19 protein-coding genes are annotated in these 23,537 nt (G+C 73.5%); 7 read left to right on the top strand and 12 right to left on the bottom strand.

Annotated features, from left to right (window positions below; all coding sequences use genetic code 11):
- Positions 1-76: 76 nt before the first annotated feature.
- Positions 77-1,450: a CoA transferase gene (locus ACH4XV_RS05145; RefSeq protein ID WP_395786863.1), complete on the top strand. Its 1,374-nt coding sequence runs from the start codon at positions 77-79 to the stop codon at positions 1,448-1,450.
- A gap of 154 nt (positions 1,451-1,604) precedes the next feature.
- Positions 1,605-2,126 (top strand): hypothetical protein, encoded by a 522-nt coding sequence (locus ACH4XV_RS05140; RefSeq protein WP_395786862.1) that lies wholly within the window; start codon positions 1,605-1,607, stop codon positions 2,124-2,126.
- A gap of 201 nt (positions 2,127-2,327) precedes the next feature.
- On the opposite strand, the gene ACH4XV_RS05135 is transcribed toward ACH4XV_RS05140, so the two are convergent.
- Complete coding sequence (locus tag ACH4XV_RS05135) at positions 2,328-3,143, bottom strand: SAM-dependent methyltransferase (RefSeq protein ID WP_395786861.1); 816 nt, start codon at positions 3,141-3,143, stop codon at positions 2,328-2,330.
- A 177-nt stretch (positions 3,144-3,320) separates the two neighbouring features.
- On the opposite strand from ACH4XV_RS05135, the gene ACH4XV_RS05130 reads away from it, so the two are divergent.
- Complete coding sequence (locus tag ACH4XV_RS05130) at positions 3,321-3,743, top strand: STAS domain-containing protein (protein ID WP_395786860.1); 423 nt, start codon at positions 3,321-3,323, stop codon at positions 3,741-3,743.
- Here the strand turns inward: ACH4XV_RS05130 and ACH4XV_RS05125 are convergent.
- Both ACH4XV_RS05125 and ACH4XV_RS05120 read right to left on the bottom strand, forming a co-directional pair.
- On the bottom strand, positions 3,654-4,643 hold the full coding sequence (locus ACH4XV_RS05125) for a sigma-70 family RNA polymerase sigma factor (protein ID WP_395786859.1): 990 nt from the start codon (positions 4,641-4,643) through the stop codon (positions 3,654-3,656). The two genes, ACH4XV_RS05130 and ACH4XV_RS05125, sit on opposite strands and share 90 nt — an antisense overlap.
- A gap of 110 nt (positions 4,644-4,753) precedes the next feature.
- Positions 4,754-5,077, bottom strand: a complete 324-nt coding sequence (locus ACH4XV_RS05120) for a ubiquitin carboxyl-terminal hydrolase 14 (RefSeq protein ID WP_395786858.1) — start codon at positions 5,075-5,077, stop codon at positions 4,754-4,756.
- Between the two features lie 386 nt (positions 5,078-5,463).
- Here ACH4XV_RS05120 and ACH4XV_RS05115 point away from each other — a divergent pair, with 386 nt between their 5' ends.
- Together ACH4XV_RS05115 and ACH4XV_RS05110 are read left to right on the top strand one after the other, a co-directional pair.
- Entirely contained in the window at positions 5,464-6,390 is a 927-nt protein-coding gene (locus tag ACH4XV_RS05115; RefSeq protein WP_395786857.1) for an SDR family NAD(P)-dependent oxidoreductase, read from the top strand.
- 33 nt (positions 6,391-6,423) lie between these two features.
- On the top strand, positions 6,424-7,419 hold the full coding sequence (locus ACH4XV_RS05110; protein ID WP_395786856.1) for an alpha/beta fold hydrolase: 996 nt from the start codon (positions 6,424-6,426) through the stop codon (positions 7,417-7,419).
- A gap of 35 nt (positions 7,420-7,454) precedes the next feature.
- On the opposite strand, the gene ACH4XV_RS05105 is transcribed toward ACH4XV_RS05110, so the two are convergent.
- The 7 genes from ACH4XV_RS05105 to ACH4XV_RS05075 all read right to left on the bottom strand — a co-directional run bounded on the left by ACH4XV_RS05105 (position 7,455) and on the right by ACH4XV_RS05075 (position 16,283).
- Positions 7,455-9,683 carry a HelD family protein gene (locus ACH4XV_RS05105; protein WP_395786855.1) on the bottom strand — a complete coding sequence of 743 codons (2,229 nt, stop codon included), beginning with the start codon at positions 9,681-9,683 and terminating at the stop codon, positions 7,455-7,457.
- A gap of 410 nt (positions 9,684-10,093) precedes the next feature.
- A complete protein-coding gene (locus ACH4XV_RS05100; RefSeq protein WP_395786854.1) occupies positions 10,094-11,659 on the bottom strand; it encodes a putative Ig domain-containing protein in 1,566 nt (521 codons plus the stop codon).
- A 279-nt stretch (positions 11,660-11,938) separates the two neighbouring features.
- Complete coding sequence (locus ACH4XV_RS05095; RefSeq protein ID WP_395786853.1) at positions 11,939-12,067, bottom strand: hypothetical protein; 129 nt, start codon at positions 12,065-12,067, stop codon at positions 11,939-11,941.
- A gap of 355 nt (positions 12,068-12,422) precedes the next feature.
- Positions 12,423-13,445: a TIGR03617 family F420-dependent LLM class oxidoreductase gene (locus ACH4XV_RS05090; RefSeq protein WP_395786852.1), complete on the bottom strand. Its 1,023-nt coding sequence runs from the start codon at positions 13,443-13,445 to the stop codon at positions 12,423-12,425.
- The gene (locus ACH4XV_RS05085; protein ID WP_395786851.1) at positions 13,442-14,347 is read right to left on the bottom strand and encodes an SDR family NAD(P)-dependent oxidoreductase; all 906 of its coding nucleotides are present in this window, start codon (positions 14,345-14,347) and stop codon (positions 13,442-13,444) included. The genes ACH4XV_RS05090 and ACH4XV_RS05085 overlap by 4 nt, the downstream gene beginning before the upstream one ends.
- A 95-nt stretch (positions 14,348-14,442) precedes the next feature.
- Positions 14,443-15,075, bottom strand: a complete 633-nt coding sequence (locus ACH4XV_RS05080; RefSeq protein ID WP_395786850.1) for a response regulator — start codon at positions 15,073-15,075, stop codon at positions 14,443-14,445.
- Entirely contained in the window at positions 15,072-16,283 is a 1,212-nt protein-coding gene (locus ACH4XV_RS05075) for a sensor histidine kinase (RefSeq protein ID WP_395786849.1), read from the bottom strand. The genes ACH4XV_RS05080 and ACH4XV_RS05075 overlap by 4 nt, the downstream gene beginning before the upstream one ends.
- A gap of 265 nt (positions 16,284-16,548) precedes the next feature.
- Between ACH4XV_RS05075 and ACH4XV_RS05070 the strand changes: the two genes are divergently transcribed.
- Positions 16,549-17,106: a heme-binding protein gene (locus ACH4XV_RS05070; protein WP_078978721.1), complete on the top strand. Its 558-nt coding sequence runs from the start codon at positions 16,549-16,551 to the stop codon at positions 17,104-17,106.
- Between the two features lie 369 nt (positions 17,107-17,475).
- Here the strand turns inward: ACH4XV_RS05070 and ACH4XV_RS05065 are convergent, their stop codons facing one another.
- Both ACH4XV_RS05065 and ACH4XV_RS05060 read right to left on the bottom strand, forming a co-directional pair.
- The gene (locus ACH4XV_RS05065) at positions 17,476-17,679 is read right to left on the bottom strand and encodes a hypothetical protein (protein WP_395786848.1); all 204 of its coding nucleotides are present in this window, start codon (positions 17,677-17,679) and stop codon (positions 17,476-17,478) included.
- Between the two features lie 266 nt (positions 17,680-17,945).
- Positions 17,946-18,971: a family 1 glycosylhydrolase gene (locus ACH4XV_RS05060; protein ID WP_395786847.1), complete on the bottom strand. Its 1,026-nt coding sequence runs from the start codon at positions 18,969-18,971 to the stop codon at positions 17,946-17,948.
- 33 nt (positions 18,972-19,004) lie between these two features.
- Between ACH4XV_RS05060 and ACH4XV_RS05055 the strand changes: the two genes are divergently transcribed.
- Positions 19,005-22,805 (top strand): ABC transporter ATP-binding protein, encoded by a 3,801-nt coding sequence (locus ACH4XV_RS05055; protein ID WP_395786846.1) that lies wholly within the window; start codon positions 19,005-19,007, stop codon positions 22,803-22,805.
- The last annotated feature ends 732 nt before the right edge of the window (positions 22,806-23,537 follow it).

Genomic DNA, 23,537 nt, shown 5'->3' with positions numbered 1-23,537 from the left:
GACCCGCTAGTTTGCCCTCGGGACGCCTCGAACAGGCAACCCAAGGCTTTGAAGTTCGCCGAACTGTGAGGTCTCGATGCGTAGCACCCCCGCGCAATTCCTCGACCAGGCCTGGCGCGCCCTCGGCGGCGACCCCGCCGACCGCGCGCACATCACTTTCACCGGCCCCGCCCACACGCTGTCCTCCGCCCTGCCGGTGACCGCGCTCGCCCAGGCGTCGATCGGCGCCGCCGCCCTGGCCGCCCGCGAACTCGGCCTCGCCCGAGGCGGATCCGACCCCGCGCCGGTGGTCCTGGACAGCCGGGCCGCGGCCGTCGCGGTGAGCAGCGACCGCCGGCTGCGCCTGGCCGGGCAACCGCTGGTGTCGATGCACCCGCTCTCCCGCTTCCACCGCTGCGCCGACGGCTGGGTGCGCCTGCACGGGAACTACCCGCACCACCGCGCCGCCGCGTTCGCCGCGCTCGGCGTGGACACCCCGGCCGCGGCGATCGAGGCCCTGGCCAAGCGCACCGGCGCCGAGATCGAGGAACTGCTCGCGGCACACGGCGCGTTGGGCTTCGCGGTCCGCGAACCCGCCGAGTGGGCCGCCCACCGGCAGGGCGCCGCCGTGGCCGCCCTGCCGCTGCTCGACCTCACCCCCACAGACGTCGGCGACCCGTGGCCCGCCGGGCCCGCGGCCGCGCCCGCCGCCGGGGTCCGCGTCCTCGACCTCACCCGGGTCCTCGCCGGCCCCACCGGCACCCGCACCCTCGCCCACCTCGGCGCCGACGTCCTGCGCGTGGACTCCCCGCACCTGCCGGAGAACCCGGGCGAATACTGGGACAACGCGTTCGGCAAACGCTCCACGCTGCTCGACCTGCGCGAGCGCGGCGACCGGGCCCGCTTCGACGAACTGCTCGCCGGCGCACACGTGGTGATCACCGGATACCGCACCGACGCGATGGCCGCGCTCGGCCTGGACCACGACACCCTGGCCGCCCGACACCCCGGCCTGATCACCGCCGCGTTCAACGCCTGGGGGCCGGGCCCGTGGGTGAACCGGCGCGGCTTCGACAGCCTGGTCCAGGGCGCGTGCGGGATCGCCCGAATCGAGGCGGGCGCGGACCCGAACCCGGGCGCGCTGCCCACCCAGGTGCTCGACCGGGCCACCGGCTACCTGCTCGCCGCCGCCGTGCTGCGCGCGTTGACCCGACGCCGGGCGAGCCGGCGGGGCAGCCGGATCGACCTCGCCCTCGCCCGGACCGCGCGCTGGCTGATGTCCGGGTACACGCCCGGCGAACCCGAGGTCGCCGAACCCTTCGACCCGGCGCCGTACCTCGGCGAGACCGACACCACGATCGGCCGACTCGCCCACGCGCGGCCGCCGTTCGAACTCCCGGGCCTGCCCGCCGCGTGGCCGCACCCGCCGACCCCGTGGGGCTCCTCCGAACCGGTCTGGCAACCCACCTGACTCGGCGGCAACTCCCGCCCCGCAAGCCGGACTTGGTCACACGTACGCGCAGGTCGCAGCGGGCCCGGTGTCGGTGCCGGATGGGATGCTTGACGCATGGGTTGAGCGCCACCGCGGCCGACCCGCCGCGGCTCGACGCAGAGGAGGATCCTCCATGTCCACGATCAACACCATGACCCGGCTGACCCCCGTGAAACCCGCGACCGTGCGCCGGGCCCTGACCCGGATCGACACCAAGACCGTGCGCACCCACCCCGACGGCGGGCGGCCCGGCGCACCCGGCATCTCGCTGCGCACCCTGGCCACCCTCCAGCGCGGCCGACTGGTCCGCCTCGGCACCGAAGTACCGCTGCGCGGCCGGAACATGGGCATCACCCGCGCCGGCCGCCAGGCACTGATCGCCCGCGGCCGGCACCGCAAGGGCGCGTGGGCCGCGCTCCTGGACCAGGAACTGACCTGGACCACCGCGGGCGGCGACGTACTGGAGATCGCCGACATGCACCCCTACCACTGCGCCAACGCCGCCGCCTGGCTCCAACGCAACGCGGCGGCCATTCGCGCCGACGCCGACCCCCGCCGCCGCGGCGACGCGGTCGCCTGGATCGACGAAACCCCCCTCCTCCGCGCCCTGGTAGCCGCCGTCGCGGACGCCCTCCCACCGGCCCCGTCGCGGTAACTCGCCGGCACCCGGAACCAGATCCACCCATCGCCCGCCCACCGCCGTGGTGGGCGGGCACCGTTCACGCCCCGGGAGTGCGGGCCGATTTCGCGCGTGACGGGGACACCCGGACTGCCGTGCCGGGCGAAGTCCCGCCCGTGGCCGGCCGGTTCGGGCGGGGCTTCGGCATCCTGTGAGGCGGCGCGAAGTGCGCGGTGGTCAACGCTTGCGGCCGACCGCGGTGTAGATCCAGGACTGGGACAGGCGTTCGGGCGAGAGGTCGGTGCCCTCCTCCGGGCGCCACAGCGGGGCCTGGACCAGGCCGGGTTCGACCAGGTCGACGCCCGTCAGGTAGCCGGCGATCGTGGCGTGTGGGCGCGGCAGCATGAATTCGGCGTCGTCGTTGATTTCCAGCACTCGCTCCGCCGAGATCGGCGGCAGGAAGTCCGACGTGGTGTGCGAGGCGATCAGCAGGCTGCCCGAAGGCACCGCGTCGAGCAGTCGGTTCACGATGCCCGCCGGGTCCTCGGCGTCCGCCACGTAGTGCAGGATCGCCACCAGGAGCAGCCCCACCGGGCGGTCGAAGTCGATCACCTCGCGCACCTCGGGGGCGGCCAGGATCTTCTCCGGCTCGCGCACGTCGCCCATGGTGAACGTGGTCCGGCCCCGATCGGTGGCGGGCATCAACGCGCGGGCGTGCGCGAGCACGATCGGGTCGTTGTCCACGTAGGCGACCCGGGCCGAGGGCACGACCTCCTGGGCCACCTCGTGGGTGTTGCCCGGCGCGGGGATCCCGGTGCCGATGTCGAGGAACTGGTCGATGCCCTGCTCGGCCGCGTAGCGGACCGCGCGGCCGAGGAAGGCCCGGTTGTCGAGGGCGGTGACCGAGGTCTGGGGGGCGACCGCGATGAACCGTTCCGCCAGCTCACGATCGACCGGGTAGTTGGTCTTGCCGCCGATGTGATAGTCGTACACACGGGCGGGATGGGGACGACTGATGTCGATCCCGGTGGGTGCCCAGTCCTGCTCGGACAACGTGTCATCCCCTCGAAGTCGGTACGGCGTCAGCCTACGACACCCAAACCGACCACTTCACAAGGGATTTGACCGAACCTTCGCACTCGCCGCGCGGCCCGGGGCCCACGGCCCGTGATGAGTTTCGGCCGGCGGAACGGTCATAACCGGGTACAGCGTCGTCACAGGAGGTCGTCGATGGTCGAACCGCCGGAACCACCCGAAGCAGCCGCCCCGCGGCCCACCACCGCACTGATCGTGTACGCCCCGCTCACCCGCGCGGATGTGCCCGGCCTGTGTGCGCGCCTGGTCGAGTTGCTGCACCGCGAGCCGGCCGACCCCTTCCCGTGCGACGTGAGCGCCCTGGTCCGCCCGGACCTGGCCGTGATAGAGGCGCTGGCCCGCCTCCAGTTGACCGCGCGCGGACTCGGCCGATGCATCCATCTGCGCGGCACGTCGGGCGAGTTGCGTGACCTGCTCACCCTGACCGGCCTGGACGAGATCGTCCCGGCCGGTCCGAGGGCGGCGGGGCTACGCGTCGAGTGTCGCCGGGAGGCCGAACAGCGGGAACAGGTGTGGCACGTCCAGGAACGAGTTGAGGCCGATGATCTGCCCCTCTGAGATCTCGATGACCTGCAGCGCCCACGGCTCGAAGCTGCCGCCGGGACCGCTGGGGCGGTACTGGCCGAAGCCCGGCGTGCCGTTGGCCACGATCGGGACCAGGCGCGAACCCCGGCAACCTATACCGGTGCCGAGGAACCACTCGCGGATGTCGGCGTGCCCGCGCAGCCACAGCTCGTACGGCGGCATCGACAAGGTCGCGTCCTCGCGCAGCAGGGCGGTGAGCGAGTCCAGATCGTAGCGCTCGAAGGCGTCCACATAGCGGGCGAGCAGCGACTGCTGCTCCTCGTCCATCGGCCGCACCGGGTCGGTCGCGGTGACGTCGCTCTCGGCGAGCGCGGCCCGGGCCCGCTGCAACGCGCTGTTGACCGAGGCAACCGAGCTGCCGAGCAGTTCGGCCACCTCGCTCGCCTTCCAGGCCAGCACCTCGCGCAGGATCAGCACCGCGCGCTGGCGCGGGGGCAGGTGCTGGAGCGCCGCGACGAAGGCCAGTCGTACGCTCTCGCGCGCGACCGCCACCTCGGCCGGGTCGGCCACGCTCGGCACGACCCGGCCGTCGGGGATCGGCTCGATCCAGGTGGCCTCGGGTCGGGCCGGCGTCAGCGCGGAGGAGGCGGGCACCGGCGAGGACAGGTCCATCGGGCGGGCCCGACGCTCGCGCCCGTTGAGGCTGTCGAGGCACACGTTGGTGGCGATCCGGTACAACCACGAGCGCACCGACGAGCGGCCCTCGAAGCGGTCGAAGCTCTTCCAGGCGCGGACCATGGTGTCCTGGACCGCGTCCTCCGCCTCGAAGACCGAGCCCAGCATCCGGTAGCAGTAGCCCGTGAGCTCGACCCGAAACGGCTCGAACTGCTCCTCGACCACGTCGGCGCCGTCCGTCGCGACCAGGTCACTCATCGGAATCTCCTGCGGATTGGGGCTTCATCGACCACGCGGCAGAGTCTAGGCACCCGCTCCGACAATCGCCCGGGCACGACGCGGCCCGCCCGGGCCCGGGCGCCGGCGCGTCAGTCCACGGGCACCGCGACCAGTTCGTCGGCGTAGCACCACGCCCAGTCCTCGCCGGGCTCGAACGAGCGCACCAGCGGATGGCCGGCCTCGCGCCAGTGCGCGCTCGCGTGCCGGTTCGGCGAGCTGTCGCAACAGCCGACGTGCCCGCAGGACAGGCATTCCCGCAGGTGCACCCATTGCGTGCCGTTGCGCAGGCAGTCCTCGCAGCCCTCGGTCGACCCCGGCCGCACGTCCTCGGGCAGTGTGTCGAGGTGCGCACAGGGCGTGTCCGTGGGCCGTCCGGCACCGTCCTGGACCACCTGGTACTGCGTCCCGGCCATCGTCGTACTCCTCATCCGGCGCGGCGGGCGACACTCCTTGCGTGCGCCCGATCGTTCCCTGCCTACCACGCGGACCTTCCCCGGCACGCGGACCGCCACGCGCGCCGCGATCATGCGCCTCGGCCACGTGCCTCGTCACGCGCCTCGGTCACGCGCCTCGGTCACGCGTCTCAGTGGCCCGCTTCGATCACCCACCCCGGTCGCACACCCCGGATCCGCGTCCGCTCACGGTGGGCCCCCGCCCGCCGACCGGCGCCTACCCGGTCTTCCGTGCCGCTCACCGCCCTCAGTAGCCTCCGGATGGCGGCGCCGGCCTACGAGGACGGCGTCTCGACGGGCTGCACAGGCCAGTTATCGGATTATCCGATTATCCCCAGGGAGTACGCGTGATACGGGACTTCACCGGACGGGTGTGCGTCGTCACCGGCGCGGGATCGGGCATCGGCCGGGCACTGGCGACGGAACTGGCCGCGCACGACGCACGCCTCGCGCTGGCCGACGTGGACGCGGAGGGACTGGCCGAGACCGCGGCGCGGGCCGCCCGGCTGGGCGCGCGCGAGGTGCACACCGAGGTCCTCGACGTGGCCGACCGGGCCGCCGTACTGGCCTGGGCCGACGCCACCGCCGCGCGCTTCGGCGGGGTGGACCTGGTGGTCAACAACGCGGGCGTGGCGCTGACCGCGGGCGTCGAGGAGATGTCCTGGGACGACTTCGAGTGGCTGATGGGCGTCAACTTCTGGGGCGTGGCGTACGGCACCAAGGCATTCCTCCCCCACCTGCGCCGCTCCCCCGACGGGCACCTGGTGAACATCTCCTCGGTGTTCGGCCTGTTCGGCGTGCCCTCGCAGAGCGCCTACTGTGCGGCCAAGTACGCGGTGCGCGGCTTCACCGAGTCGGTGCGCCAGGAGCAGCGGGTCTCCGGCTCCGGGGTCGGGGTGACCACGGTGCATCCGGGCGGGATCCGGACGAACATCGTGCGCAACTCGCGCGCCGCCGCCGGGCACGACAAGGGCCGGGTGGTGGCCCTGCACGACTCGGTCTCGCGCACCTCGGCGCAGCGCGCGGCGCGGATCATCCTGAGCGGGGTGCGGCGCGGCCGGTCCCGGGTGTTCGTCGGCGCGGACGCCACCGCGATCGACGTCGGCTCGCGGCTGCTCGGCTCGGTCTTCGAACCGCTGGTGCGGGTGGTGTCCCGGCGGCGGGGGTCGAGCACGCTGATCCCGGCCGGGCCCTCGCTCCCCTCCCCCGACGGGGTGGGATCGGCGCCGGCTTTGTCGGCCGATGGGTATTCGGACCCCGTTACCGGTGGGTAGAAAGTAGCGGAGGGGCGCACGCGGGAGGCGAACATGGCGACGGACACCGGGGGCACCGGGACTCTCCTTCGGCACGACACCACGATCCACACCGGCGACGGCGCGGCGCTCGTCGCGCGGGTGGCCGGGCCGCCGGACGCGGCCGTCACGGTGGTCTTCGCGCACGGCTGGACGCTGCACGGCGAGGTATGGCGGCCCCATGTCGAGGCGCTGGTGGCGGCGGGAGTCCGGGTGGTCACGTACGACCATCGCGGACACGGGCGATCCACCGCCGGACGGGCCTCGCCGTGGACCATCGACCTGCTCGGCGACGATCTCGCCGACGTGATCGACGCGGTGGCGCCCGGCGGCCCGGTGGTGCTGTGCGGGCACTCGATGGGCGGTATGACGATCATGGCGCTGGCCGCCGCGCGGCCGGAGCTGTTCGGGTCGCGGATCACCGGGGTGGTCCTGGTCGGCACGTCGGCGGGCGACCTGGTGCCGACCGGCAGGGGGTTTCCCGCGTCGGTGCGGCTCAGGTCGGTCGCGCAGACCCGGTTCTTCGCGTTCGGACAGCGGTATCCGCGCGTGTTCGCCCGGGGCCGCACGCTGCTCCCGGGCCCGGACCGGCCGGGTCACCTGCGGATCGTGCGCCGGAGCCTGTTCGGTCCCGACGCCGATCCGATCCTGGTGCGCGAGTGCGCGCGGATGTTGTTCGCGACGCCGATGACCACCGTGTGCGGCTTCTTCCCGGCGCTGGCCCGACACGACAAGGCCGGCGCGCTGGCGGCGCTGGGAAGCCTACCCGTGCACATCGTGGTCGGCGCCCACGATCGCCTCACCCCGCTCGCCCACAGCCGGGCACTGGCGGCCGAGCTGCCCGACGCCACACTGCACATCGCCGCGGACTGCGGCCACATGGTCTTCACCGAACGCCCGGACAGCGTGATCGGTCCCCTGCGCGACTTGTGTGCGGGCAAGGGCGCTGAGACGGGTCCGACCGCGCAAACGCCGGACGGACCGAGGCAATCCAGCCCGTCCGGCGTTTGAGGACAGCCGGCCGCAGGCCCGGCGGCCGGGAGGGCTCAGCTCGGCTCGACGCCGAGCAGCTCCGCGGTCCAGTCCGGGTCCCCCGTGACCACGGCCAGCAGCCGGGTGGCCCGGGTCAGCGCGACGTAGAGCGTGCGCATGCCGTTGGGGGACTGTTCGACGATCCCGCGCGGGTCGACGATGACCGCGACGTCGAACTCCAGGCCCTTCGCGTCGAGCGCGTCCATCAGCTGCACGCGCGCGTCCAGGCCGGCCAGGTCGGCCGCCAAGTCCTCGGTCGCGCCGACCGGGGTGACCACGCCGATGGTGCCCTCGACCGCGTCGAGGAGTTCGCGCACCAGCTTGCGTACCACCGGACCGGTCCGCTCCCCCGCCGTGGCGTGCACGGTCGGCGGCTCGCCGCCGCTGCGCACCGCCCGCGACGGTCGGGCCCCGGGCACCGCGCGCACCAGCACGCGGGCCGCGACGTCGGCCACCTCGACCGGATTGCGGTAGTTGGTGGTCAGCTCGAACTCGTACCGGCGGCGTTCGCGCAGCGCCTCGGCCATCGCCTCGGCCGACGCGCTCGGGTCCTCCCAGGCGCTCTGCGCGGGGTCCTCGACGATGGTCCAGGTCGCGTGCCGGCCGCGGCGGCCGAGCATCCGCCACTGCATCGGGGTCAGGTCCTGCGCCTCGTCGACGACGATGTGCGCGTACTCGACCGGCTCGTCCTCGTCCTCGTCGCGTACCCGGCGCGCGCCGCGCCCGCCGGCCATGCGGTCGGCGTAGGTGGTCACCTCGGTGATCTCGTCGGGCACGTCCCGGCCGACCGTCTCGCCGCTGAAGATGTCCCGGCCGTCCACCACGTACGGGTTGTCCTCGTCGGGGCTGCCGTGCGCCGGCGTGCGCTTGCGCGGCAGCGGCCCGAGCAGCCCGGTCAGCTCGTCCATCAGCGCCACGTCGTGGAAGGAGACCTCTCCGGTACGCGCGGTCCGGGCCCAGGAGCCGGCCAGCACGGCCACCTGCTCGGGCGTCAGGTCGCGCTCGAAGCGGCGCAGCCGCTCGGGGTCGGCCAGCCCGGCCAGTACGTCCACCGGCCGCTGCAGCGGCCACCACGCGCGCAGGAACGCGGCGAACTCGTCGCGCGCGGCCACGTCCTCGTGGAAGGCGTCCTTCTCGCCGCGGCCGGCGCCGCGCGAGAGCAGCCGGCCCCACAGCTCGGTGAGCAGTTGCCGGGCCACCTGGAGGCGGGCGGTGTTCGGGCCGCCTCGGTTCTTGGCCAGCACCTCGCGGCGGATCCGGCGCAGCGCCTTGTGGTCGAGCACGACCCGGGTGCCGCGGTGCGAGATGGCGAATTCGGTCGGCGCGCCCGCGGGCACGTCGGCCACGGCGCGGCGGAGCAGCCCGCTCATCACCGCGGCGCCCTTGAGCCGGGCCGCCGCGGCGTCGTCGTGGTAGGCCGCCTCGACCCCGTCGACGAGGTCGCCGAGGGAGCGCAGCACCGCGCCGCCCTCGCCGAGGGAGGGCAGGACCCGTTCGATATAGGCGGTGAAGCGGGGGTTGGGGCCGACCACGAGCACGCCGCGCGAACCGAACCGGCGGCGGTACTGGAAGAGCAGGTACGCGACGCGGTGCAGCGCGACGGCGGTCTTGCCGGTGCCCGGGCCGCCGCGAACCAGCACCGAGCCGTCGATGGGCGCCCGGATCGCCTCGTCCTGCTCGCGCTGGATGGTGGCCACGATGTCGTGCATCGAGCCGTCGCGGGTGCGGGAGAGCGCGGCCAGGAAGGCGCCGTCGCCGATGATGACCATGTCGCCGGCGGCGTCCGGGTCGAGCAGGTCGTCCTCGATGTCGACGACCGAGCGGCCCCGGCAGTGCAGGACGCGGCGGCGGATCACCCCGCGCGGGTCGTCGGGGGTGGCGCGGTAGAAGGCCTCGGCGGCGGGGGCGCGCCAGTCGACGACCAGAACCTCGCTGTCCTCGTCGCGGATGCCGATCCGGCCGATGTGCCGGGTCTCGCCGTCGAGCTGGTCGAGCCGGCCGAAGACGAGGCCGTCGTCGGCGGCGTCGAGCGAGCGGGCCCACAGTTCGGCGCGGTAGACCATGACGTCGCGCTCGACCAGGGCCGCGCGGGTACCGACCTGCGCCTGCCGGTAGCCCTGCCGCAGCAGTGCCTGGGCTTCGTCGCGCATGTGTTCCAGGCGCGCGTAGGAGCGGTCGACGTGGCCCTGTTCCGCGGCGAGCTCGTGTTCCTTGGCCTGGGGGTCGCCTGCCGGCGCGGGCATAGAGATGCTCCTTGTGACGTGACACAGGTCTGCGCCCACGGTGGACGACGCGTCGACGATCGTATGGGTCGCCGGCGCCGTCTCCCGCGGGCCGATCCGCCCACGGGGGTTGCGGCTGGGGTCGGGGGTGCTCCCCCGGAGGACAGAGGACACAGTATTCGGGACCCGCGCCCCCGTCCGCGACGCCCGGGCGGGTCGCCTCGGGCCGGAACACCGCTCGGGCGCCGGCCCCGGGAGCGGAATACCCCGATCCCGGCCCCCGGAACGGGCGGACATCGGGCGGATCGGCCCGGCCGAGAGACCGCTCGGCCCGGCCGGGACGGCATACGCGCGGCCCGCCCCGGCGGGGGCATGCGCGTGATCGGCCCGGCCGGGGCCGGTCGGTGCGGCCGGCCCGGATGCGTGGTCGTTCAGGTGCGGCGGGATCGGAGGAGGCGTACCGCGATCACCACGCCGATCAGGCCCACGCCGCCAAGTATCGCCCACAGCCAGGTCGAGGGCCCCGCGCTGCCGCCACCGCCTCCGTCGCCCGGCGCGAGGGCGGCGCGCGCGGGCCCGGCGGCCTCGACCGCCGCGGTCACGGTGATCCCGAAGCGGGCCTTGGCCTCGTGCTTGGCCGGCGCGTTGTCGGAGACGGTGACGCCGAATCCGGTCTCGCCGGGCGCGGTCGGTGTGCCGGTGATCACTCCGCTGTCCGGATCCAGGGCCAGGCCCGGCGGCAGCGGATCATCGGCGATCCAGTGGTACGGGGCGGTGCCGCCCTGGGCGGCCAGCTTGGCGGTGTAGGCGCGGCCGACGGTCGCCGGCGGCAGCGCGGCGGCCGGCAGCACCAGTGCGGCCGAGGGCACCCCGTCGACGGCGGCGGAGGGATCGGATTCGCCGACCGCGTTGACCGCGCTCACCGTGTACGAATAAGTCGTGCCGTTGTCCAGACCCTGGTCGGTGTAGGTCAGGGTGTCCGCGCCGAGGGTGGCGAGCGGCGCGCCGGCGGCGGCCTCGCCGTTGGTCGAGCGGTGGATCAGGTAGTTCGTGAGCGGGCTGTCGCCGGTGTCGGCGGGCGGCATCCAGGAGAGCACGGCCTGGCCCTGTCCGGCCGTCACCGACAACCCGCCCGGGGCGCCCGGCTTGCCGCTGCCCACCCCGGCCAGGGTCACCGTGCGGCTGCCGCCCGGGATGTTGCCGGTCAGGGTGAGCTTGCCGGCGGCGGCGCCGCGCTTGGTCGGGGTGAATACGACGGCGAACGAACACGAGGACCCGCCGGGCACGTTGGTGTCCGGGCCGAAGGCGCAGGTGGTCCCGCCGGGGTCGATCGCGAACGGGCCGTCCGCGGTCGCGGCGGAGATCATGAACGGCACGTCGCCGCTCACGGTGATCGGCAGATTGCGGGTGGCCTTCTGTCCGACGGGCGAGGCGCCGAAGTCGATGGCCGGCAGCACGTCGCCCACCTGCGCGGCGGGCACGGTGAAGGACAGCAGCGCGTGCCCGTCGCCGGCGCCCCCGGTCGCGGACGTCTGCGCGCCGGGGAAGACGAGCGGATCGGCGTACGGCACACCGGCGCCCGCCGCGGGGGCGTGCAGCCAGGGCATTGGGGCCGAGGCCGAGAACAGCGTCGTGGCACCGTCGGCGATCCGGACCACCAGCGTCGCGCCGGCCCGGAGCGGACCACCCACGGACACCGCGGCGGAGCCGGCCACCGAGGTGCCCTGGATGCCGCCGACCGCCCGGCCGTAGACGGTGGCGGTCATCGCGGTCGCGCCGGCCGGGACGGTGACCCGATGGTCGCCGGCCCCGGTGATCGGGGTCTGCACCTGCGTGTTGCCGCCCGGCTCGGTCGGGGCGGCGGGTCGGGAGCGGATGCCGGCCGGCGCCCCGGCGGCGGCCGGCGAGGCGAGTGCGGCGAGCACGATCGCCGCCGCGAGCAGTCCCGTGCCGAGGGACCGAGGGCGCGGGCGACGACGGCGAATGACGCTGTGCATGGAGATGGACCCCCGGGTGGGCTGCGGCTCTCGATACCGGACGGCACCGGACGGCCCACCCCGACCCCGCTTTCCCGGGTTCGGCGGATTCCGCGCGCTCGGCTTTCCGGCAGCTCCTCAGCGCGGATGCTAGCGGTCGCCGGGAAGGACCGGGAGTGCCCCCCGCCGGAAGATCACCCGATGGAATTCGCCGTCGTAGGCCGCCTGTACGGGTGCGACCCGGCAAACCTGACTATCCGTCAGATATCTCGTCCGCGAAACCCCGCCCACGGTCGGCGCTCACGGTTGGCGGTGCCCTCCGGGCGCGGACCAGTCGGCACCGTCGCGCGAGTCGACGCCGTAGCGGGGTCCGAGCAGGGCGATCGCCGCCGAGAACAGGACGAGGAACCAGGCGACGTACGCGTTCACGCAACACTCCCGACGACTCGATGGAATCGGCTCGCGGAGCGACGGGCCACTCCCCATTCTGCGCATGATCGGACCGCCTAAAAAGGTCCAATCCTCGTCAGGTGGACTGGGTTTGCGGATTGCTGCGGACCGGAATTGGCGATCCTCCGGCGCGAAGGGCCGTCGACCGGGCATCGTGGCCTCAAGCTCCCGCCGGGCCCGGGACGGTACCGGCGGGGTGGCCGGCGGCGTGCACCTCCCCCCAGTGCGCCGCCGAGGAAGGCGGGCCCGCGGGCATTCCCCCCGCTCGCGGGTCCGTCGCCCCCGTTGCGCGCGCCCGGGCGGCCCGGCGGACCACCGCACCCGGACCGCCGTTTCACACCCGGCGCAGCGCGCGCACCACGTCCCGGATCCGCCCGTCGTGCGCCGGATCACCCGGCAGCGGCACGGTGACCGCGTCCGCCAGACCGGCCCAGCGCGCGGTGATCAGGCCCGGCAACTCCTCGTACGTCGCCATCGGGACGAGCGTGTCCAGCACCTCGTCGGTGACCAGCCGACCCGTCTCCTCCCACGCGTCGCGGCGGATCATCGCCCCCAGTCGGTCCTGGAGTTCGCCCCAGCCGTACAGGTCGAGCGTGCCGCGATACGCGGGCGTGGAGTACAGGAACGCGAACAGCCGCCGCTGCCGCTCGCGCTCCGCGTCGAGCGCGGCCCGATCCGGACCGGCGATCAGCTGCGTGCCCGCGACGAGTTCGAACCGGCGCGTGGCCGACGCGCGGGCGCGCCCCTCGGCCACGGCCGGGCGGGCGAGCGTCCGCAGGTAGCGCGGATTCGAGTTGGTGGGGTGGGTGACCAGCCCGTCGGCGAGTTCGCCGGCCAGCGCGCACATCCCCCGGCCCACCCCGCCCAGCAGGATCCTCGGCGGCACGGTGTCCGGGTCCGGGCCGGGGTTGAAGTAGGGCTGCATCCGGGTGAGTCGGTGGTGCGGGCCGTGGTGGGCGGGCGGCTCGCCGGTTCGGAACGCCTCGAACGCGGCCCGGACCGCGCCCAGGTAGTCCCGCATCCGCTCCACCGGCGCCGACCACGGCATCCCGTACCGGTCCTCGATGTTCTGCCGGACCTGACTGCCCAGGCCCAGTTCGAACCGTCCACCGGAGAACCGGGCCAGATCCCACGCGCCGTACGCGCTCAGCAGCGGCGAGCGCACGAACGCCAGGGCCACCGAGGTCCGTACCACGATCCGCTCGGTGTGCTCCAGGGCGAGCAGCGCCACGGCGAACGCGTCGTGCACGGTCTCGGCGACGCCCAGCCCGTCGAACCCGGCCGCCTCGACGCGCCGCGCGTAGGCCGGCACCTCGCGCAGCGGCAGCCGGGGGTCCATCCCGGTGTAGACCCTCACCCGGGGAAGTCCTGGCCGACCAGCGCCTCGGAGAGCGTCCACAACCGCGCCGCGGCGGCAACGTCGAGCGCCCACGGCGCGTGTTCGGCGCTGATCGCGCAGTCGGCGAGGTACACCCCGCCGGCGTCGGCGAGTTCGGGCGCGGTCGCCGCCCACACCTGGGTCGCGGCGCCGCTCTCCACCCGCTTGAGCGGCGGCATCTTGGCGGCGGTGACCTTCTTGTGCAACTCACGCCCGGCGGTGGGGGTCAGGTATCGCCCGAGGTTGGTCGCGACCATGCCCGGGTGCACCGCGTAGCAGCGCACGCCGCGCTCGCGCAGCCGGCGGTCCAGTTCGACGGTGAACAGGATGTTCGCCGTCTTGGACGCGCCGTACGCCGTCCAGGGGTGGTACTCCTCGGGCGCGCTCTCGTAGTTCGGGTCGGCCCAGCGCACGTCGGAGGCGAGGTGTCCGGCGGAGCTGAGGTTGACCACGCGCGCGCCCGCGCCCAGGGTCGGCGCGAGCAGGTTGGTCCACAGGAAGTGGCCCAGGTGATTCGTGCCGAACTGCAGCTCGAAGCCGTCGGCGGTGCGCTCGAACGGGGTGGCCATCACGCCCGCGTTGTTGATCAGCACATCCACCCGGGGAAACCGCTCGCGCACCTGTGCGGCGCCCGCGCGGATCGAGGCGAGCGAGGTCAGGTCGAGCACCGCGTACTCGACGCCGTCGGGCAGTTCGGCGAGCGCCGCCCCGCCCTTGTCCGCGTCGCGTGCGGTCACCACCACGCGCGCCCCGGCCGCCGCGAGCGCCCGCGCGCTCTCCCGGCCCAGACCGGAGGTGCCGCCGGTGATCAGCACGGTGCGACCGCTCGGGTCGAGGCCCGCCAGGACCTCGTCGGTGGTGGTGTCGGGTCCGAAAGGCATGGCACACTCCGCACACTGGATGCTTGACTGTGTTTAGCACTATGGAGTGCGGAGGTTGCCTTGGCAAGGCCGTCGAGACCCCGGGTGACGGGCCGTCAGGTCAGCCGGATCAGCCGCCGCTCGGTGGCGACGCTGACCGCGGCGGTACGGGTGTCCACGCCGAGCTTCGCGTAGATGTGGCCCAGGTGGGTCTTCACCGTGGCCTGCGAGATGAACAACCGGCGGGCGATCTCCGCGTTGCCGACGCCGCGCGCGAGCAGTTGCAGGATCTCCACCTCGCGGGCGGTGAGCGTGTTGTCCGGCTTGCGCATCCGGCTGAACAGGCGGGCGGCCACCTCCGGGGCCAGTACGGTGCGGCCCGCGGCGGCATCGCGCACCGCCCGGAACAGGTCCTCCGGGCTGCCCGCCTTGAGCAGGTAGCCGGCCGCGCCCGCCTCGATCGCGCGCGAGACGTCCGCGTCGGTGTCGTACATGGTCAACACCAGGACGTGCGGCGGCTCGGGCAGCGCGAGCAGTCGCCCGGTGGCCTCGACGCCGTCGATCCCGCCGACCAGTTGCAGGTCCATCAGCACCACGTCGGGGCGCAGCGCGGCGGCGAGCCGGACCGCCTCCTCGCCGTCGGCTGCCTCCCCGATCACCTCGATCCCGTCCTCACCGGCGAACAGGGCGAGCAGCCCGGCCCGCACCACGGCGTGGTCGTCACAGACGACGAGACGGATCGGCGTCACGGGGCGGCTCCGGGGTCGGGATCGGCGAGCGGGGGCGAGGTGTGGGTCGTGGGCGCCGCGGCGTCGGGGACGGTGGCGGCCAGGGCGGTGCCCTCGTCGGGGGCGCTTTCGACGGTGAGTTCGCCGCCGACCTCGGCCAGCCGGCGGCGCAGCGACGGGAGGCCGTAGCCGCGCAGGTCGCCGGTGCGGGGCAGGGTCGGGTCGAAGCCGACGCCGTCGTCGCGGATGTCCAGGGCGACCCGGTCCGGCAGGTAGGTGAGGGTCACGTGCACGGCCCGGGCCCGGGCGTGTTCGCGTACGTTGGCCAGCGCGCCCTGGGCGGTCCGGGTGAGCGCGGCCTCGACCGGCTCGGGCAGCGGACGGGGGCGTCCGTCCACGGCGAGCGCGACGTCGGGCCCGTCGTCGGCGCGGAAGCGGTCGACGACCCGGGCCAGGGCGCCCGCGAGGCCGGGTGCGTCGGCCAGTTCGACGGGCGCCAGGTCCCGAACGAAGCGGCGGGTCTCCTCGACGCCGAGCGCCGCCACCTGCTCGGCCCGGCGTACGTGCGCGCGGGCCGCCGCCGGGTCGGTGTCCCAGGCGCGGTCGGCGGCCTGGAGCAACATGCGCAGGCTGGAGGTGCCCTGGGCGATGGTGTCGTGGATCTCCCGGGACAACCGCTCGCGCTCGGCCAGCGTGCCCGCCCGGCGCTCGCTGACGGCCAGTTCGGCGGCGGTGTCGCGCAGCCGTTCCTGGTCGCTGCGCATGCGGGTGAACACGGCCGTGGCGATCGCGGCGACCGCGGGCGGCCCGAGGAACAGGCTGGGGTCGATCGTGTCGGCGAGCCGATACTGGGCGATCACCACGGCCGTCGTCAGCAGGACCACCGTGCCGATCGCCGCGCGGGTCGGCAGCACCCGCAGGCCCGTGTACAGCAGCGGCACCGCGCACCACGCGAAGCTGGGCGCGGCGGTGACCAGTGCCAGCCACGCGGCGAGCACCGCGGCCAGCCAGGCCAGCCGGGCGGGCGAACGCTCCGGCGGCAGCGCCAGGCCGGCCAGGTAGAGCGCGGCGAGCAGCGCGGCCAGCGCGAACACCCACGGGGCCCGGCCGTCGGTGCCGTGCCGGACCGTGTAGCGGCCCAGGGACGCGGCGAGCAGCAGCAGGAATCCCGCGTGGATCACCAGCCCCGCGTGCCGGACCGGCCACGGTTGTGTTCGCTGTCGGGGCACGACGTACCTGTTCCCTGTCCCGGTCGGCTCGATCACGCGCGACGCGCGCGGATCGACGGTCGTCTCCACCGTGGGCCGGCTCGCCCGGGCGCGGATCGGCCGATCGGTTGATCTTCGCACCGCCCGACCGGCGTGCCGGGACCGGCGGCTTTGCCGATGGCGGGCGGGCGCGCGGCCGGGAGGGTGGAGGCATCGGGAAAACCACCCGGCGACCACCGCTCGGAGACGACGCGGGGCGGTCGCGGGAGACGAAAGAGGTAGGGCGATGAGCAACTTTTCCACGCGTGGTCGGGTGCTGACCGGGGTCTTCTCGCTGGCGGCGGTCGGCGCGGTCACCGCCGGCGTCGCGGCGGCGCAGGTGCCGAGCGCGACCGAGGCCCGGCACGACGCGCGTCCGGCGCCGGCCGTGGTGCAGGTCAAGACGCTGGGCGTGGACGCCGCGAGCAAGGCCGCGCAGGCCGCGCTCGACGCCGCCGAGAAGGACGGCCAGAAGGTCACCGTGGTCGTGGTGGCCCGCGACGGCTCGACGCGTGTGGTGCTCAAGGGCGACGGCGCGGGCCCGCAGTCGGAGGAGTCGGCCCGGCGCAAGGCGTACACCGCCGTGTCCTGGAACGCGCCGACCTCGGCCCTGGCCCAGCGGGTGACCGCGCCGGGTGCCTCGCTCCGGGACATCCCCGGCACGCTGTTCCTGGCCGGCGCGGTGCCGGTGGCGGTGGACGGCGCCCCGATCGTGGGCATCGGGGTGGCCGGTGCCCCCGCCGGCGACCTGGACGAGAAGTACGCCGCCGAGGGCCTGGCCGCGATCGCCGGTCAGCTCAAGTAGCCGACCGCCGAGGGGCGATCCCGGGGTGGAGGGGGAGGCCGCGGCCCGCACCGCCGCAACCTCCCCGCCTCCGGGATCGCCCACCGGGCGTGGCCGGTCCCGCCGGCATGGGCCCGCACAGCACCGCCGGCATGGGTTCGTACAGCGCCGCCGGTGTCATCCGTACACCGCCCGTGTCGGCCCGTACACCGCTGCTGTCACCCGGCCCGTACACCGCCACGCCGGCCCGTGCACCGCCGGCATCGGCCCGTACACCGCCACGCCGGTCCACACGCCGCCGGCATCGGCCCGTACACCGCCGGCTCCGGTCCTTGGGCCGCCCGCATCGGCCCGTACACCGGATCGCGCTCACCCGCCACCCGGCGCGAATCAGCCGAAGCGCACCGCGCCCTGGGTGTTGAAGACCGCGCTCTGGAAGGGCAACAGCAGTTGCGCGGGCAGGAAGCTGTCCGGCGTCAGCGGCTCTCGGGGCGTCTGCGCGGCGCGTGCCGCCGGAATGTAGAGCGAGGCCATCGAGCCGAAGATGACCGCGGTCACGATCACTGCCGCCTTGCGAAATCCCTGCTTGACCATGGAATTGCCCTTCACCGGGGACGTCGGGGTAATCGAATCGGCGTCCCGCCGCACCGGGGAATTCCGGGCACGGCTCCGCCGCACCGCCCGGGGATTTCATGGCGGCGCGGCAACTCTAAGGTTTTGTCGGCAAAGAAAAAGACGCCGTTCGCCCTCCCGGGTGACGTCATCGGTTGGCCCAGGGGTCAGGACACGCAATTTCACTCGGAAGGGTGAGGATTGCGCGCCTGCGCGCTCCCACACGTGTCCATGTCCCGTGCCGGGCGTTATCCGGGCCGCCCGACGCCGATGCGCTCGCGCAGCCAGTGATACGACGCCCTCGGCGTGCGGGTCCCGGTCGCGAAGTCGACATGGATCAGACCGAAGCGCTGGTGATAGCCCTCGGCCCATTCGAAGTTGTCGAGCAGGGACCACACGTAATAGCCCCGCACGTCGATTCCCGCTTTGGCCGCCGCGGCGACCGCGGCGATATGGCCGTCGAGGAACGCGATGCGTTCCGGATCGTCCCGGCCCTCCGCGGTCGAGCACCCGTTCTCGGTGATCCAGATCGGCGGCAGCGCGTCGCCGTAGCGCGCGCCGAGTCCGGTCAGCAGGGTGGTCGGCCCCTCCGGCACCATGGGCCGGTCGAACGCGGTGCGCGGCACACCGGTGATCTCCACCGTGGTGAACGGCAGCGCCGCATCCGGCTCGGCCGCGGCGATCACCGTCGGGTTGTAGTGGTTGACGCCCAGACCGGTCAGCGAGGCGCCGATCAGGTCGAGGTCGCCGGGTTCGACGAACGGCAGCGCGTCGCGGTCGTGACCGTAGGCGGCCAGGTCCGGGGAGCGGCCGAGCAGCAGCGGATCGGTGAACAGCCGGTTGTGCAGGGTGTTGTAGGCGGCCGCGGCGGCGCGATCGGCCCCGCTCTCGCTCGCGGCGCTCACCGGGGTCAGGTTGTTGGACACCAGGATCCGCCCGGCGCCGGCCCCGCCCGGCACACGTGCGGCCGGCCCGTGACCGAGCAGCTGGTGGTGCGCGGCGGGCAGCGCGTCCAGGAGCAGCGCGTGACCGGGGGCGTGCACGCCGAGCGCATAGCCCCAGGCCATGTGGATGAAGGGTTCGTTGAGGGTGATCCCGGTGCGGACCCGGTCGCCGAGACGGTCCGCCACGTGCCCGGCGTAGCCGGCGAATCGGGCGGCGGTGTCCCGGGCGAGCCAGCCGCCGCCGTGGGTCCGCCCCGGCGTGCCGGGGCGCGGCCCATGATGGCCCGGCGGGTGTACGGGGTCCAGGGCTCGGTGTGCTTGTCCGAACATCGTTTTCTGGGTTAACAATTAGAATGGTTGGCTATGACAACCGGACCCGCGCCAGGCCGCCCCGAACACGGCTGGCTTCGCCGACTCATGGCGGCCTCGTGGCGGTATCGGAGCAGCGTGCTGATCGCGTTCGGCGCCTCCCTGGTGGGAATGGCCGTGACCGCGCTCGTACCGCTCGTCCAGCGCCGGGTGGTCGACGACGCGGTCGCCGGCGAGTTGGGCAACCTGGTGCCGCTGTCGATCCTGCTCGTGGGCGCGGCCCTGGTGACCTTCGGGTGCGCCTACGCCCGGCGCTATGTCGGCGGCAAGTTGTCCCTCGACGTGCAGTACGACCTGCGCACCCGGATCTTCGGCGCGCTCTCGCGCCTGGACGGCGCCCGGCAGGACGAGTTGCAGACCGGGCAGATCGTCAGTCGGGGCATCTCCGACGTGACCATGGTCCAGGGCTTCATGGCGATGGTCCCGATGATGACCGGCAACGTACTGCTGTTCGTCATCTCGCTCGGCGTGATGTTCTGGCTGTCCCCGCTGCTCACGGTGGTCTCGCTCGCGGTGGGTCCGGGGTTGTTCGCGGTGGCCTACCTGTCCAGGAGGCGGCTGTTCCCGGCGACGTGGCAGGCCCAGCAGGACGCCGCCGCGCTGGCCGGGGTGGTGGAGAGCGCGGTCACCGGAGTGCGGGTGGTCAAGGGGTTCGGACAGGAGGAGCAGGAGTTGGCCCGGCTGGAGACGGCCGGGCGCACGCTGTTCGCGTCCCGGTTGCGCTCGGTGCGGTTGAACAGCCGGTACACCCCGACGTTGTCCGCGATCCCCGCGCTCGGTCAGGTCGGCGTGCTCGCGCTCGGCGGGTGGTTGGCGGTGCGTGGCGAGATCACCCTCGGTACGTTCCTCGCCTTCTCCGCCTACCTTGGCCAGTTGGTCGGCCCGGTGCGGATGTTGTCCGGTCTGCTGACCTTCGGCCAGCAGGCGCGGGCCAGCGTGGAGCGCATCTTCGAGGTGATCGACTCGCAGCCGATCGTGACCGAGAAGCCGGACGCCGAGGTGCTGCCGGCGGTCGCCGCCTCGGTCGAGTTGGCGGATGTGCGGTTCGGCTACGTCGCCTCGCGGCCGGTGCTGGACGGGCTGTCGTTGCGGGTGGAGCCGGGTGAGACGTTGGCGCTTGTGGGCACGTCCGGATCGGGCAAGTCCACCGTGTCGATGCTGCTCCCCCGGTTCTACGACGTGCAGTCGGGCGCGATCCGGGTGGACGGACGCGACGTGCGGGACCTGACCTTCGACTCGCTGCGCGCGGCGATCGGGCTGGTGATGGAGGACAGCTTCCTGTTCTCCGACTCGGTGCGCGCCAACATCGCCTACGGCCGGCCGGACGCGACCGACGAGCAGGTGCTCGCGGCGGCGCGGGCGGCCGAGGCGGACGAGTTCATCCGCGAACTGCCCGACGGCTACGACACGGTGGTCGGCGAGCAGGGCCTGACCCTGTCCGGGGGGCAGCGGCAACGGGTGGCGCTGGCCCGGGCGTTGCTCACCGATCCGCGCATCCTGCTGCTCGACGACGCCACCTCGGCGGTGGACCCCAAGGTCGAGGCGGAGATCCACGCCACGCTGCACCGGGTGATGGCGGGACGGACCACGATCCTGGTCGCGCACCGCCGCTCGACGCTGGAACTGGCCGACCGGATCGCGGTGTTGGACCGGGGCCGGCTGGTGGACGTGGGCACGCACGACGAATTGACCGCGCGGTGTCCGCTGTATGGCCTGCTGCTGTCCGGTCCGGGCGACGACGCCGAGGGGGTGGACGCGCGTCTTCCGTCGGCGCTCGCCGAGGCGGGGGCTGCCTCGGGCGGCACGAACGGGGTGACGCCCGGGTTGTGGGATCGCGCGACGGCGTCGTCCGATCGGCCGGCGCGGAGTGCGAGCGCGATGGCCGGTACCCGGGCCGGTGGTGGTCCGGGGAGTTGGGCGGCGATGCTCCAGGCCACGCCCGAACTGCTGGCGCAGGTGGAGAAGTTGCCCCCGGCGACGGATACGCCCGACGTGGACGACGTGGCGGCGCGGCGCTCGGACACGGCGTTCGATCTGCGGTCGCTGCTGCGGCCGTTCCGCTGGGCGCTGCTGCTCGGGTTCGTCCTGGTGATCCTGGACACCGGAGCCCAGCTCGCATTGCCCGCGCTGATCCGGGACGGGATCGACCGGGGCATCGACGACGGGGCCACCGGTGCGATCATGACGGTGTCGCTGATCGCCGTCGTGATCGTGATGGCGGACTGGTTCGTCAACGTCGGCCAGGCGATGGTCGCGGGGCGCACCGGTGAGCGGCTGTTGTACACGCTGCGGGTGAAGACGTTCGCGCATCTGCAACGGCTCGGCCTGGACTACTACGAACGCGAGTTGTCCGGAAGGATCATGACCCGGATGACCACCGACGTGGACGCGCTGTCCACGTTCTTGCAGACCGGGCTGATCAGCGCGGTGGTCAGTGTGCTGACCTTCTTCGGGATCATGGTCGCGCTGCTCGTGCTCGACTGGGAGCTCGGACTGATCGTGATGAGTGTGTTGCCGGTGTTGATCGCGGCGACGGTGGTGTTCCGGTCGCGGTCGTCGAAGGCGTACACGGAGGCGCGCGAGAAGGTCAGCGTGGTCAACGCCGATCTCCAGGAGAACGTCGCGGGGTTGCGCGTGTCGCAGGCGTTTCGGCGCGAGGGGCGCAACTCGGAGCGGTTCGCCGAGCGCAGCGACGACTACCGCGCGTCCCGGCTTCGGGCGCAGCGCTACATCGCGCTGTACTTCCCGTTCGGGCAGTTCCTGTCCAGCCTCGCGGCGGCGCTCGCGCTGATCGTCGGGGCGCATCGGGTGGGCGGGGGGACGTTGTCGGCCGGTGCGTTGATCGCGTACCTGCTCTACATCGACATGTTCTTCTCGCCGATCCAGCAGCTCTCGCAGGTGTTCGACGGGTATCAGCAGGCGGCGGTGGGGCTGCGCCGAATCCGCGATCTGCTGCGTACGCCCACCACGACGCCGCCGCCGGCCACCGCGGTGCCGGTGCCGGTCGGCGGGCTCAAGGGCGCGATCGCCTTCGAGAACGTGCACTTCGCGTACAACGCGCCCGCGTTCGCGGAGGCGGGGGTGGTGGCGGCGGGGTCGCCCGAGGTGTTGTCGGGGGTGACGCTGCGGATCGAGCCGGGTGAGACGCTCGCGCTGGTCGGCCAGACGGGTGCGGGCAAGTCGACGCTGGTCAAGCTGGTGGCCCGGTTCTACGACGTGACGTCGGGCGCGGTGACGGTGGATGGGGTGGACGTTCGCGACTACGACCTCGCGGCCTACCGGCACCGGCTCGGCATCGTTCCGCAGGAGGCGTATCTGGCTCCGGGCAGCGTCCGGGACGCCATCGCGTACGGCCGCCCGGACGCCGGCGACGCCGAGGTCGAGGCGGCGGCCCGCGCGGTCGGCGCACACGCGGCGATCGCCGACCTGCCCGGGGGCTACCTCCACGACGTCGGCGAACGCGGCCGCAACCTGTCGGCCGGGCAACGCCAGTTGATCGCGCTCGCCCGGGCCTACCTGGTCGACCCGGACATCCTCCTGCTCGACGAGGCCACCGCCGCCCTCGACCTGGCCACGGAGGCCGCGGTCACCCGAGCCACGGAAGCCCTCACCGGCCGCCGCACCACGCTGGTCGTGGCCCACCGCCTCACCACCGCCGCCCGAGCCGACCGCATCGCGGTGATCGACCGCGGCCGCCTGGTCGAACTCGGCACCCACACCGAACTCCTCACCAGGTCCGGCCCCTACGCCTCCCTATGGAGAGCCTTCACCGCCACCCCCGAACGCGCAGCCTGACGGCCCCCACCCAAGCACCAACCAAGAACCCCACCCCAACGGTTGCGGGCGACCGGCCGGCTCACAGGTGGCACGCAGATCGGGTGTGCCGCCGCAGTCGGTGTCGCTGCGGCATCGCGTGCGGGTGGACGGCGGGGCCGCCGGGTGCCCACCGACGTGTGCCAAATGAGGAATTCGCCAAGGTGGCGGCGATATTGGCGGCCGGTCCGGCGCCCGCGGCTTTCACTGAACAAACCTGGACACCTGCGCACCTCGGGCGCGTGACCACGCAGGTCACCGGGGTCGTGTATGCCTCGCCGTCGAGCGTATGGCAGCTACCGAAGGCGCACGAGTGGTCCCCGCAACGAACCACACGTCATGCAGCCGAACAAACCCACCCGCCGGCGGAGGCATCCCAGCCCCGCGCGCCCGTGAAACCGAGCCTGATCAAGGACCACCCGCCGGCCAAGGAATCCCAGCCCGACCGCCGCCTGAGGCCAAACCCGAGCCAAAACCCAACCGCCACCCGACACACCCCAGCCCCCGCGCGCTTGAGACCGAGGGCCACTCGCCGCCCGAGGCATATCAGCCCAGCCGGCGCTTGAAGCCAAAGGCGAGCAAAAAGCCAACCGCCGGCCAACACACCCCAGCCCGGCCGGCGCTTGAGGCCAATGCCAAACAACAACCCAACCGCCGGCCAACACATCCCAGCCCGGCCGGCGCTTGAGGCCAATGCCAAACAACAACCCAACC

This window comes from Embleya sp. NPDC020630 (assembly GCF_044334985.1).
Classification (GTDB): Bacteria; Actinomycetota; Actinomycetes; order Streptomycetales; family Streptomycetaceae; genus Embleya.
Note: the sequence above shows the minus strand (reverse complement) of the source record. Positions and strands in the feature narration are given on the sequence as shown.